The organism is Snodgrassella sp. B3837 (assembly GCF_026535955.1).
In the GTDB taxonomy this organism is placed as follows: Bacteria; Pseudomonadota; Gammaproteobacteria; order Burkholderiales; family Neisseriaceae; genus Snodgrassella; species Snodgrassella alvi_E.
On the sequence record NZ_JAFNPI010000019.1, the window covers coordinates 81103 to 94513 of the forward strand.

General features: G+C 43.5%; 12 protein-coding genes. 6 read left to right on the forward strand and 6 right to left on the reverse strand.

Translation table 11 applies throughout. From position 1 onward, the window contains the following. Window position 1: 1 nt before the first annotated feature. Window positions 2-3109: a formate dehydrogenase-N subunit alpha gene (gene fdnG / locus J3U67_RS07285; RefSeq protein WP_267404557.1), complete on the reverse strand. Its 3108-nt coding sequence runs from the start codon at window positions 3107-3109 to the stop codon at window positions 2-4. Between the two features lie 473 nt (window positions 3110-3582). Between fdnG and modA the strand changes: the two genes are divergently transcribed. Genes modA through J3U67_RS07305 form a run of 4 tightly spaced genes read left to right on the forward strand, consistent with a single transcriptional unit; the run spans window position 3583 to window position 6615 of the window. Continuing rightward, window positions 3583-4350 carry a molybdate ABC transporter substrate-binding protein gene (gene modA, locus J3U67_RS07290; protein WP_267404559.1) on the forward strand — a complete coding sequence of 256 codons (768 nt, stop codon included), beginning with the start codon at window positions 3583-3585 and terminating at the stop codon, window positions 4348-4350. Window positions 4351-4401: 51 nt separating this feature from the next. Next, the gene (gene modB, locus J3U67_RS07295; protein ID WP_100152280.1) at window positions 4402-5082 is read left to right on the forward strand and encodes a molybdate ABC transporter permease subunit; all 681 of its coding nucleotides are present in this window, start codon (window positions 4402-4404) and stop codon (window positions 5080-5082) included. A 56-nt stretch (window positions 5083-5138) separates the two neighbouring features. Further along, on the forward strand, window positions 5139-5828 hold the full coding sequence (locus tag J3U67_RS07300) for an ATP-binding cassette domain-containing protein (RefSeq protein ID WP_267404562.1): 690 nt from the start codon (window positions 5139-5141) through the stop codon (window positions 5826-5828). Beyond that, window positions 5785-6615 carry a TOBE domain-containing protein gene (locus tag J3U67_RS07305; protein ID WP_267404564.1) on the forward strand — a complete coding sequence of 277 codons (831 nt, stop codon included), beginning with the start codon at window positions 5785-5787 and terminating at the stop codon, window positions 6613-6615. Before J3U67_RS07300 ends, J3U67_RS07305 begins: the two co-directional genes overlap by 44 nt. 437 nt (window positions 6616-7052) lie before the next feature. Here the strand turns inward: J3U67_RS07305 and J3U67_RS07310 are convergent, their stop codons facing one another. From J3U67_RS07310 to J3U67_RS07320, 3 genes are all read right to left on the reverse strand, one after another. Then, the gene (locus J3U67_RS07310) at window positions 7053-7553 is read right to left on the reverse strand and encodes a TPM domain-containing protein (RefSeq protein ID WP_267404567.1); all 501 of its coding nucleotides are present in this window, start codon (window positions 7551-7553) and stop codon (window positions 7053-7055) included. Between the two features lie 460 nt (window positions 7554-8013). Beyond that, window positions 8014-8943, reverse strand: coding sequence for a DnaJ domain-containing protein (locus J3U67_RS09175; RefSeq protein ID WP_323811359.1), 930 nt, complete (start codon window positions 8941-8943; stop codon window positions 8014-8016). 123 nt (window positions 8944-9066) lie between these two features. Continuing rightward, window positions 9067-9936 (reverse strand): TPM domain-containing protein, encoded by an 870-nt coding sequence (locus J3U67_RS07320; RefSeq protein WP_267404569.1) that lies wholly within the window; start codon window positions 9934-9936, stop codon window positions 9067-9069. 600 nt (window positions 9937-10536) lie between these two features. Between J3U67_RS07320 and J3U67_RS07325 the strand changes: the two genes are divergently transcribed. Beyond that, complete coding sequence (locus J3U67_RS07325; protein WP_267404571.1) at window positions 10537-11130, forward strand: glutathione S-transferase family protein; 594 nt, start codon at window positions 10537-10539, stop codon at window positions 11128-11130. A gap of 835 nt (window positions 11131-11965) precedes the next feature. On the opposite strand, the gene J3U67_RS07330 is transcribed toward J3U67_RS07325, so the two are convergent. Further along, a complete protein-coding gene (locus tag J3U67_RS07330) occupies window positions 11966-12556 on the reverse strand; it encodes a LemA family protein (protein WP_180295865.1) in 591 nt (196 codons plus the stop codon). Window positions 12557-12700: 144 nt separating this feature from the next. Here J3U67_RS07330 and J3U67_RS07335 point away from each other — a divergent pair, with 144 nt between their 5' ends. Next, window positions 12701-12922, forward strand: coding sequence for a YdcH family protein (locus J3U67_RS07335; RefSeq protein WP_100139789.1), 222 nt, complete (start codon window positions 12701-12703; stop codon window positions 12920-12922). A 26-nt stretch (window positions 12923-12948) separates the two neighbouring features. On the opposite strand, the gene J3U67_RS07340 is transcribed toward J3U67_RS07335, so the two are convergent. Then, a complete protein-coding gene (locus J3U67_RS07340; RefSeq protein WP_267404573.1) occupies window positions 12949-13410 on the reverse strand; it encodes an acyl-CoA thioesterase in 462 nt (153 codons plus the stop codon). Window position 13411: the final 1 nt, after the last annotated feature.

The following is a 13411-nucleotide window of genomic DNA, read 5'->3' on the forward strand; positions in this document are numbered from 1 at the left end:
CTCACACTTTTTCGATATTGCACAAAAAGGTTTTGTATTCCGGTGTCTGAGTGTTGCAGTCACCGACAAATGGTGTGAGTGTATTGATGAGAAATTGTTTTTTCTCACCAACATTCACCCAGCCACCATGCAGGGGAATACCAATCTGATGCACGGTCTGGCCGTTAATGTCCAGAGGGCGCAAACGTTTGGTTACCACGGCTTTGGCTTCTACCCAGCCGCGTTTAGTACTGATTTTAACGGTATCACCTTTGGTAATTTTCTTTTGTGCTGCCAGCTCTTCGCTGATTTCCACAAACTGTTCTGGCTGAGCAATCATCAGCAATTTCACAGACTTGGTCCAAAACTGGAAATGCTCAGTAAGGCGATAGGTGGTACCGACACATGGGAACTCGTCTTTGTTTCCGATGCGTTCTTTTACGCTGTCAAACAGGCGTACAGCGGGAGTATTGAGAACTTTCGGATACAGTAAATTTTTACCTACTGGCGATTCCGTGGGTTCGTAGAATGTCGGGAATGGACCATCCACCAATTTTTTAGTACAAAACAGACGGCCTACACCTTCTTCATTCATGATAAACGGATTCATATCCGTATCCGGCGCCTGATCAGCTTTGTAATCAGCTACATCAGCACCAACCCATTTGCTGCCATCCCAGTGAATCAGTTTACGTTCGGGATCCCACGCTTGGCCAGATGGGTCGCAGGAAGCACGGTTATACAGGATGCGGCGGTTGGCCGGCCACGCCCATGCCCAGCCGGGGGTATTGCCCAAACCGGCATTACTATTGTCTCGCCGAGCCATCTGGTTTCCATTTTTGGTCCATGAGCCGGCAAAAATCCAGCAGGCACAGGCGGTGCTGCCATCATCGCGTAATTGAGCAAAACTATCTAGCTGCCCACCTTTGGGCACAATAATATTGCCTTGTTCGTCTTTGATATCGGCCAACGCCCAGCCATTGGATTCCTGTGCCATTTCTTCCGGTGTGGGCGAATGCGCTACTTTGTACGGCCAGCTCAGATTGATAATCGGCTCGGGAACTTTTCCGCCTTCTTTTTCATACAAAGCTTTGATACGCAGATGTAACTCGGCCAAAATTTCCAAATCAGCTCTAGCATCTTCCGGTGCTTCTGCGCCGGCATAGTGCCATTGCAACCAGCGTGAAGAATTAACAATAGAGCCGTTTTCTTCGGCAAAACACGGTACCGGCAGACGGAATACTGTGGTGAGAATGGAGCTGGAATCTACATTATGCGCATCGCCGTGATTTTCCCAGAATGTGGCTGTTTCCGTGTTCAGTGGATCCATCACCACCATCCATTTGAGGCGGGAGAATGCTTTGACGATACGATTGGAATCTGGGAAAGAACCCATAGCGTTGAATCCTTGCACCAGCAAACCATGCATCTGCCCCTGGTACATCATTTCCGCCATTTGGAGGACATCGTACATTTTGTCCCACTTTGGTAGCCAATCGTAGCCCCAATTGTTTTCTTTGGTGGCTTTGTCACCGAAAAACCATTTGAGCAGGCTGACCATGAATTTGGGCGTATTGCTCCAGTAATTGAGCTGCCCCGGGCGCATTGCTTTCGGTGTCTGTACGCTCAGGTAATCTTCAAAAGTAGGATTTTTCTTTTCATTTGGCAGACTAAGATAGCCCGGCAAGCTGGTGGAAAGCAAGCCAAGGTCTGACAATCCTTGAATATTGGAGTGGCCGCGCAAAGCATTCACTCCACCGCCGGGCATGCCGATATTGCCAAGAATGAGCTGAATCATGGCCATGGTACGGATATTCTGCGAACCATAGGTATGCTGCGTCCAGCCTAATGCATATAAAATCGTACCGGCTTTATTTTTAGCTGAAGTGGCACCCAGAGCCTGACAAACCAGCAAAAAGTCTTCTATTGGTGTGCCAGTAATTTTGTGCATCATTTCCGGTGTGTATTGGGCGTAATGGCGTTTCATGACCTGCCACACACAACGCGGGTTTTCTAAGGTTGGGTCGGTTTTGGCAAAGCCGTTTTCGTCCAGCTCATAAGTCCAGCTAGCATTATTGTAGACAGCGCCGCCCTTGGCTCCTTTCGGCGCTGCTTCGGGTGTCGGACGTCCATCTGCACTGGTGTAATCAGCATGACCGGAAAATAGTCCTTCGTTAAAACCATAATCATCAGCAAGAATAAAAGCAGCATTGGTATAGTTTTTAACGTATTCCCATTGCACTTTATCATTCTTAATCAGCCAGTTGATTACTGCGCCCAAGAAAGCAATATCCGTACCGGAGCGTATCGGCAGATAATGGTCGGCTACGGATGCGGTACGGTTGAAACGCGGGTCACAAACGATAAGCTTGGTGCCTTTTTGTTTTTTAGCTTCGATTACCCATTTGAAACCAACAGGATGCGCTTCGGCAGCATTGCCACCCATTACCAGAATAAAATCTGCATTCTGGATATCGGTCCAAGTATTGGTCATCGCACCGCGGCCAAATGTAGCAGCCAGTGCGGATACAGTAGGACCATGACAAACACGTGCCTGAGAATCTGTGCCTACCAGCCCGAGCGAGCGCATGAATTTCTGGGTCAGAATACCGGTTTCATTGGAGCTGGCTGAAGCACACAGCATACCAATTGTTTCTAGCCGGTTTACAGTGACGCCGTCAGCATTTTTTGCAATCAGGTTGGCATCACGCTCGTCTTTAATCAGGCGGGCGATGCGGTCCAGTGCTTCATCCCAGCTAATGTCTTTCCATTCGTTGGTTCCTGCTTCACGCACTTGCGGATGCAAAACCCGATTGGGACTGTTAACAAAATCTATCAGGGAAGCGCCTTTAGGACAAAGACTACCGCGGCTGACTGGATGATCCGGATCCCCCTCTATATGAAATATTTTCTTTTTAGCGTTTTTTGCTCCGTCCCCCAGACTGTACAACAGCGTACCACAGCCTACGGAGCAATAAGTACAGTTATTGCGTGTTTCGGTTGCGCGTAAAAGTTTATATTGACGGACTTCGGCAAAGGCTGTGGCCGGTGCCATGCCCATTACCGCTAATCCTGTCGCGCCGGCACCAGCTGCGGTAACCTTGAAAAACTGGCGTCTTGTCAGGTTCATGTGTGTTGGTTCCTAATTAAATTTTTTTTATATCTTGCAGTGAAACTGAATGCTGTCCTGCTTGCTGATAATAGAGAAATTTATAATTTCTAACATTTAACGCCATTATAATACCTTATTTAAACTATTATGTGGTTTTATCTGTTTTTTTTAATTTGAATAAATAATTATAATTTTCATTTAAATTATTTATTTACGTATTGCTAAGATTGTTTTAATTTAAACAATACAATTATTAATTGAAAAAATATTGCAAGATTATTACGCTAATTAATTATTTCTCTTAATTATTAATATTTTGTCTTTGAACTCATTAATCATCTAATTTTTTTCGTATTCCAGCTTTTAAGCATAGCCAGCCTGCAATTTAGCATTCGTTATATAGTCAGGTATATTCCGAAACAGTTTTACTTTATAATCAGATAATTTTTAAACCTGCTGGAATATTAGTTCTCTTTGATTAAGGATAATTTATGCGCTCTCTTTCTGCCCGTCTTAGCATTTTGATAACTACTGCTGGTATGTGCGTACTGAGCACCACTTCGCTGGCTGCCGACCTCACCGTTTCCGCTGCCGCCAGTCTGACCAATGCATTTAATGACATTGCCAAAGCGTACCAACAACAATATCCACAAGATAAGGTGCGACTAAATTTTGGCGCGTCGGGTTCATTGCTGCAACAGATTCAGAATGGTGCACCGGTAGATGTATTTGCATCGGCAGATCAGCAGACTATGGATCAGGCACAGGCCAAAAATCTGGTGCGGGCAGCAGACCGAGTTAATTTTGTAAATAATACTCTGGTACTGATTACTCCTAAAAACAGCAATTTAAACATACGCAATATGAAAGACTTGCAACAGGCTAGTATCCACCATATTGCACTGGGCAATCCGGCTTATACGCCAGCTGGCCGTTATGCACAGGCTGCGATGGAGCAGGCAAAAGTCTGGAGTAAGGTACAGCCGAAAATTGTTAATGTGAATAATGTGCGGCAGGCACTGGACTATGTAGCCAATCAGTCAACAGAGGCCGGTTTTGTTTTCGGCACGGATGCGGCTATCATGCCGGATAAAGTACAAGTAGCAGCTACTATTCCCACCACTAAAGCAATCAGCTATCCGATTGCCCGTACAATAAATACTAAAGAGCCGGCTGCAGCCAACCGTTTTATTGGATTCGTTCGCTCGGCCAAAGGGCAACAGATCCTAAAACGCTATGGTTTCCAGAGTGTGCGCTAAATAAATAATGCTTTTATCATAAATGGATAAATTTTCCTGCAAGGAGAGAGAATGGCTGCGGCGTGGATTGCTCTTGCCCTGTCGCTTAAAATTGCTCTGTGGGCTACAGTTTTCAATCTGATTCTTGGTGTAGGTATCGGCTATCTGTTTGCGCGCAAAGCGGTGTGGGGACGGGAATTGCTGGATACCCTTCTCACTCTGCCAATGGTGATGCCGCCAACGGTGCTCGGCTATTATTTATTGGTCGTACTGGGTAAAAATGGTTTTATCGGCCAATTCTTACAGCAATATTTAAACATCAATCTGATTTTTACGTGGCAAGGCGCAGTAGTAGCTGCTACGGTGGTTTCGTTTCCGCTGGTTTTTAAACCGGCACGTGCTGCCTTCGATAGTCTGGACCCGCAGCTGGAGCAAGCGGGTCGTGTATTAGGCATCAGTAATGTCGGCGTTTTTCTGCGCATTACTCTCCCGCTGGCTTGGCGCGGTATTCTGGCCGGCGTATTACTCGCTTTTGCGCGCAGCATGGGAGAATTTGGCGCTACGCTGATGGTAGCAGGCAGCATTCCTGGACAGACGCAAACATTGTCGATTGCGGTTTATGAAGCAGTACAGGCTGGTGATGATCAACTCGCTAATACGCTGGTGCTGATTATATCGGTGGTATGTATTCTGATATTGTTGTTAACCAGCAGACTGCTGTCTGGCAAAGTGCCAGTAGCAAATCTCAGATAAAGCTATGTTCCTATAAGAAGTCGCCTTGGTCATTTATGATTCACTCCAATGACACTATGTTAGATATCAATTTCCAGAAAAGCATTCACCGTGCCGATGGCAGCAAGTTTACTTTAAATATCAACTTACACACTCAGGCACCACATACCATAATAATGGGTGCTTCTGGTAGTGGCAAAAGCCTGATGCTCAAAGCCATTGCCGGCTTGCTGACGCCTGAGCAGGGGTATATTATTGTTAACGGAAAAACGCTTTATCAAAGTGAGCAGCAACTCAATCTGAGTCCGCAAGAACGCAGATTGGCTTATGTTTTTCAGGATTATGCGCTTTTTCCTCATCTGAATGTGCGCCAAAACATCGCCTGCGGCATCCGGCATGGTTTGTTCAATCCGCGCAAACGCAGCCGGCAGGCAGAAGTTGAACACTGGCTCAACGCCATGCAGCTTGATATGGTTGCAGAACAGTATCCGGCACATTTATCAGGCGGCCAGCGTCAGCGTGTTGCGCTGGCACGTGCACTGATTGCGCGGCCGCATGCTATTTTGCTGGATGAACCATTTTCTGCCTTGGATACCCAATTGCGCGCACAAATGCGCACTGAACTGGCGGCATGGCAGCAGAAGCTAAATTTACCCATGCTCCTGATTACCCATGATCCGGCAGATGCCGCTGCTTTTGACGCTGCTATTTGGCACATGGATAATGGTCGCCTACATTCTGCTCCCAATGACCATAGACATGCATGAATTCAATCTGGATACCGAGCTGATTCCCACTATAAACGGCCAACGAATGGGAAACAGCAAACGTATAATCTTGCTCGAAAACATTCAGCGTTTCGGTTCCATTACTCAGGCAGCCAAAGCAGTACCAATGAGTTATAAGGCTGCTTGGGATGCGATTGACGCGCTAAATAATCTGGCACCGCAGCCGTTGGTGGTACGCCAAACTGGTGGACAGGGCGGCGGTAAAAGCGCTTTAACTACCTATGGTGCGGCTTTCCTTCAGTATTACCACACCATGCAGCAACGCCATCAACAGTTGATGCAGCAACTGCACAACGAGTCTGACCATAGCCATTATGGCCTGTGGCAAAAAATGAACTTGGACTTAAGTGCCGACAATCAGCTAGCTGGAACAGTGAGCCGAGTTATAGAAGGCAAAGTGAATCATGAAGTTCATTTACGCTTGAGCAGCGGACAGGAACTAGTGGCCATACTCACACGCCACAGCTGTGAACAAATGGAGCTCACAGAGGGTGTAGATGCGCTGGCACTGATTCAAGCCTCTGCCATCATACTGGCTCGCCCTACTCCCAATTTTAATCTTTCTGCTCGCAATCAAATTCGCGGTCGCATACGCCGTATAGACACCGGTGCCGTGAATAGTGTTGTGACCGTAGATTTAGGTGCTGAGCTGAGCTTGTCTGCCAGTATTACTCGGCACAGTGCTGAAACGATGCAATTGGATAGCGGCGATGAAATCATGCTGCTAATTAAAGCGCCAAGCATTATTCTCGGGCGCTTACGCTAAACATTTTTTAGGTACAAACCACAAAGTAATCATGAATAAAATGAAGCCAGAATAACCATTTAGCAATGAGTTTATTCTGGCTGTTGTGACGCCTGATAGACAGGCTATCAGCGGCCATACATGCGCTCTTTGTTTCAATCTGTCATTTAAAGCCGCAACTTATTGTAAACCCAACCTATCTGTAAATTATATTTTCATTGAAATTTTATTCAAAAAAAATTATTTATATCAATTCAGAGAAGTTTATTGATAATAAATATCAATAATTACCATTATTGCGTTTTTTCTATTGTGGCAATATTGGATAAAAATATCGTTTCTAATGCCGCTGATCACTTCCGGAGATGAAATTACTTTTCGCACAGAACTAACCAGCCTGATAGCATATAATCTGCGGATACTTACAGATACTCAACCCCCATGTTATTCTGCAAGTATCAACGCAAAATCACATCATCGGCCAGTTCGTTTCTTCCAGCCTGAGTACGCGGGAAATACTGCACCAGCAAATCTGTTAGTTCTTCCAGTCCGCGGCTTAAACCATCCACATAATTCTGCTGATGAAAAGCCGTAAGTATGTGCGTGCATATTTCCTGCCATTGCGCAGCACTAACACAGGCATCTATTCCACGATCGGCGATAATTTCTACAGCGCGGTCTGCAAACAGGACATACACCAGAACGCCACAACGTGCAGATGTATCCCAAATACCCAAATTGTTGAACCAATACTGCGCGCGCTGTCGAGGCGCTGTATGGTGACACAAACTGGCCGTATTGATACGCGATTCAATCACAAAACGTAATTGTCCGGTATGGCGCTGTTCAGAATTGGCAATGTGTGTGGTCAATTGTTGCAGCACTTCTTCGGGAAAATACTTACTCACCCGCTGGCGCGGATGGGTCCAGTGACGCCATAATCGGGGCAACATTCGCATACTCAGTTTATCCGTGCGCATCCTGTCCGCTCTTTTCGCAGTTTCAGAATCAGTATGGTAGCACTTCAAACTGATTTCGTGGACGCAGAGATAGGGAAAATCAAATTCTGAGAAATATTTATTTCTACACCGAAGACAGAGAAATACGCTCAACTGTCTACCCTGAACCGGCTGAATGCTTTTATATAATCAAGCTTATTACCTCTTTCAGCACGTTAAAAATCAGGTACCAGCCCATACAAAATATTTTTAAAAAATATCCACAGTATCTTCAAAGTAAAGATCAGGCAGGACTACACTGCTGAGAAATGGATTTTCATATGTGTTGCCACCTTAGAAAAAAACCACTTCAGAATCAGAAATTTCTTGCTTCCAACAACCTATCTGACACTTTATCTCGGATTTCAAGTAATAGATTAGCTATTCAACATCAATACACAAAAGCAAAGCTCTATTTAAGCTAAACAAAACCACGCAACTGTTTCACGTAAGCATAAGCAGCTTGTATACGTTGAGTATGCTCGGTAGCCCGCTGCATTTCTTTTGCAGACAATTTTTGTTTTACTAGTTTATCCGGATGATATTTATTCATCAGGCGGCGGTAAGCCTGTTTGATTTCATGCACACTGGCTTGGGGATTGATACCCAGCACCTGATACGGATCGCCGCCCAGCGGTTCTTCAACAGTCTGATGCTGTTGACGACTGCTCTGCTGCTGTTGCCGGTACTGCTGTTGTTGCTGCCGCGATTGCTGCTGTCGTTCCTTCTGGCGCTTACTCTGACGCTGCTGCTTCCATTGCTCATTAGTTTGCCAGTAATGCTTATATTCACTTTCTTGCCCATGTACAGTTTGGCTGGCAAAAATCAGCATCTGCGAGTAAGGGATATGAAACTCATCAGCAATGATATTTAAAATACGCCGTTCATTATTGTGCAGCCTGCCATCAATCAGCGCCAGCTCAAGCATGTGTTTACAAAACAACATCAACGCGCGTTTTTCATTTCGGTAGATACGGTACAACTGCCCCAGTCGAGCTCTAAGCGGATAGTTTTTCAGTTGCCCCATGTTAAAGCCATAGCGCGCCAGAACGGCCAATTCATCATTAAGCTGCAACTTTTTAATCAAGGCATAAACAGATGAACGGTCTTCATCCGTGACATGTCCCTTAGACGCACATATCTGGCCGGCCACTTCAAACATTACCGCTACATAGAGATTTTTATCGGTTGCAATGGAATCTTCAGTACCATCATCTACAATGTGGGCAGCAAATAAATAAAACAAAATCAGGATAATCAGTATAATATCCAGCAACACACCACCAGCACCGAAGAGCAAAGGTAAAAACCACAACAGCAATAAACAGATACCTGCACCGAGATTAGACATGTAGACCAGCCGATAGATAAAATCAGTAAATAGTAAGGTAAGACAAATAACTATACATGAATTTACGCGGAGTCTGATAATTTTTCAGAATTTTATTCTGCTCAGCACCACCCTGTGCCGCTTTCACCAGCTACCAGAAGCACCGCCTCCACCATATCCACCGCCTCCACCGCTGAAGCCTCCGCCTGATCCGCCACCGCCCCAAAAATTATCATCATGTGGATTGTAATGGTCACTGACAAATACATTTCCGGCAAAAACATAAGTTACGATATAGGAAAAAAGCGCAATAATAACGGCCAGAATCAGGTTCCAGCCAATATACCAGCCCAGAGCCAGCACCAGTAAAGCTAAAATGAAACTGCCTAGCCGAGTGCCGAAAATATTCTTTAAAAATGCCCCCCCAAAAAAGACCAACATCATTGCTTCTATAAACATGGCAGAGAAACTTTGCTTTTGCGGAGGCTGCTGTGATACCGCCGGCAGTTTCTCACCATCAATCAGTTTTTCCAGAATGTCTACCGTTTGTCGTACCCCACCATCGGTATTATTTGCACGCAGTTGCGGACGCAGCACATCATCCAGAATACGCTTGGCATACACATCTGGAATAGCACCTTCCAGTCCACGGCCAGTGGCTAAAAAGGTTTTATGTTCATCACGCACCAGCAACAGTAATACACCATCATCAACACCCATGCGCCCCGGCCGCCAGTTATTCATCACTCTGGTGGCATAATCAAACGGTGTTTCCGGTGCAATAGTAGGGACAGTTAAAATCACAATTTGACTGCCATGCTGGCGACTGAAATCCAGCAACTGTCCATTTAAATCCTCTCGCGTATCCTGCTGCAACATATTCGCAGTGTCCATCACCGGCGCAGTTAAAGCAGGTATCGGCGCCAAATTTTCCGCTTGCGCAGCCATAATATAAAGCACGCAGCTTAGAAAAAATACCAACAGTTTATGGATGGATAAGCGGATAGTGTTCATATCATTATTACCTAGAAACAGTACTGCAGAGTGTCTCCGCTGACTGTAAAACCGGAATCAGAATCTAATTGTATTTAGACCATGTATCTGAATCATAACCGATAGTCAGCCGTTTCCGCCATCACGGCAGCACTTTGCTAAGAGGCTTTAGACAAAAGATCAATTCGGCTCTGCTAGCACGATTTAATTAAAATCGGTACAGATTTAACACTTAGCAGCAAGCACAAACTGAGGGCAGATAAAATAGCCGGCTAATATCGCATCTATACAACTACATTTCGACAAATCGCTAAACCACCAAAATCATTCTTTTAGCACTACTGCGAGGCATCGTCTAGGGGAGGGATAAAACCTAAATGAATTATATTAATATCTTGCCACCCGAATATTACCTTTTATTTATCAGCATTAAATTAGTAAATTCAAATTGCAAGAAATCTTAGAAGATAAAGATTTTGTTTTATCCAGCAACTACTTTACAATCTGTCATCACATAAGGTGATCATCTAGAGTTGCAATAGGAAATGATCACTTAAACCAAAAATGAATACTTACTTTTACGCAATACCGATTATTTGATTTATTAAAAGGAGACTAAGCTTGAAAATATACACTGCACCTGGAGCACGATCTTTGGCTGTTATCTGGGCCTTGGAAGAAATAGGTCTTCCTTATGAAGCAATCCGGGTTGAAATACACACAGATAATGCGGTTGTCAAATCACCTCATCCTTTTGGTAAAGTGCCATTTTTAACGGAAGGGAGCTTTTCATTAAGTGAAACGTTGGCCATATGCCTTTATATTTGTGAAAAAAAACAAAATACGTTATACCCTGCGAATTTACAAGAAAAAGCTATCATCAATTCTTTAATCAGTTTTTCGATTACTGACTTAGAAACGCCACTTTCTTGCCTTGCTAAACAGATACTGTTTACTCCTGAAGATCAGCAATGGCCAGAATTTATCAATTACTTTAAAAAACAAACCATTGATGTTTTGTCTAGGATAGAACTAAAAGAAACAAATGCATGGCTCATTGGTGATACCTTTACGTTAGCAGATATCTTTTTATCTCATCGATTAATGTTTGCAAAAGCATTTGGCATTACGTTGGACAAAAAACTTGAAAACTATCTTCAAAGAGCGACGAGTAGACCGGCGTTTTTGAAAGCTCATAAAATAAATGATAATTAATTCTCATTTATTTTACGTTTTTGATTAACCGCTTCATGGCGGTTTTTTTGACTGAACCCTCTTTACTGAATTGGATTTGTTAAGCCGTGAGCAAGTTAAAAGACGCTTTATCGGAATACTCTTCAAGTTTTAAATAAATTAGGCTTCTAACAAATTCTTTATGCGCCCTAAGTATGTCTGATGCGCAAGGCAAGGTTTCACGCATTTCCTCTACTGCTCTTATGAATAAGCAACCATTATAATCACTTTAGAAAACCATTATATGCCATTTGAATATTTCTAAAATCGCATTTTTATCATTAAGTCCTTTAATAAAATCCTCAAGTTTTGAACGAAATATTGAGTATATATATTTCAATACTTCCATTATTAGTAATTATGCCAGAGATAATTCACCGTTTGAGACGTCCGACTATCTCATTATTCAGGCAGTTGAGCAAAAGATATAAAGTGACATGTGAAAGGCATCATCTACATTAAAAAAGATTATTGTTAAAAATAACGATTCTAATGTTGAAAACCATAATAAATGAATTAAAAAGAGAGTTATATTTTTAAATTAGGCATCAATACGGAAGAAGACAATAATAAATATTCTAGCTTAATAGTTTAAATAATTTAATATATAGTGTTCCGCTTGATAGTCCCAAAGCTTATGGTGAAGGGCAGATAATGGCTATACGGCGAGAAGTAACCAATAGTATTAGAAAAAAAATTAATACTTACTATTGTTACACATAAAAGTCCTACTCTATATGTTCTCAGCAAAAGCAAACAGCCAGTTCTCATGAACCGGCTGTCACTTTGTAAAACAATTTGTACCTCTATTCGAGCTTTAAAACTCTACCTGAGGCGCCTGTTTTACAGCGGCTTCGTTTTCCGGCACAAAATTTGGCCGCACATGCATTCCGAAAATTTTCGCCGTCACATTATTCGGGAAAGAACGCAAGGTCGTGTTATACACCTGCACCGTTTGGATATAACGGTTTCGAGCCAGAGCGATGCGGTTTTCAGTACCTTCCAGCTGTGCCTGCAAATCACGGAAGCTCTGATCTGCTTTCAGGTTTGGATAGTTTTCAGTCACAACCAGTAAGCGGCTAAGCGCATTACTCAGATTACCCTGTGCTTGCGAAAACTGCTGCATTTTTGCAGGATCATCGGCGTCGCTGCTCGTCATATTTAAACTGCCCACCCGCGACCGCGCATTGGTTACCTCAGTTAACACCTGCTGCTCATGCTTAGCATAGCCTTTAACTGTATTCACCAAATTAGGCACCAGATCGGCACGCCGCTGATATTGGTTCAGCACTTCAGACCATGCAGCATTGGCGGCCTCATCCTGAGACTGCATGGTATTATAACCACAGCCACTCAGGCTCAGAGCCAGAATAAATGCGCTTAAACATCCCATTAAGCGTTTATACATTGTAAACTCCCGTATGTGTTATTGTGTCAGTTTAACATGCCATCGTTACTTTTTTTGCCATTACTAGCGAAATCTTATATACCTTAAGCTATAATGAATGCAAAATAATAAAAATCATTTTTACCAAACTGTAAAGGATGTTATATGTTTCCTGAATATCGTGACCTAATTAGCAAATTAAAGGCGGAAAACACTCATTTTGCTAATGTATTTGAAGAACACAACCGTCTTGATGATAAAATCACCGGCCTGACCAACAATCCGGTAACCAGCGGGCTGGAAAATCTGGATGAACTAAAACGGGAAAAATTACGTCTTAAAGATGAAATTTATGCCATGCTGCGCGAAGCAGACGGCAAAGCCTGATAATTCAGTCCAGAAAAAACCCTGCTTTAAGCAGGGTTTTTTTGGATGCAATCATGTAGCATTAGCGTTTTGAAACGTTGCAAAATAGCAGCAGGAAAAGAAACTGCCTTATTATTTTGCTGATCGAATGCTACAAACGTTACCAGTGCATGAACAACAGTCTGTCCAGTATCTTTCAGAAAGATAGACTGGCTTATTTCGACCTTGCGGGAATGTACCCTACTGAAAACAGTTTCAATCAGCAAATCATCGCCAAACACAGCACTATGTCGATAGCTGATATTGATATTAATCACTGCCATCCCGCAGCCCGCTTCAGCCAATAATGGTGTCAGCCCAGCCGTATCAAAATATTCCCAGCGCGCTTCCTCTAAAAATTCCAGATATCGTGCATTATTGACATGCCGGTATACATCTACATGAAAACCGCGTACTCGTATTTCAGTCTGATGCACTGAAGCGGACTGTGTCTGCTCTAATTTCTGCATA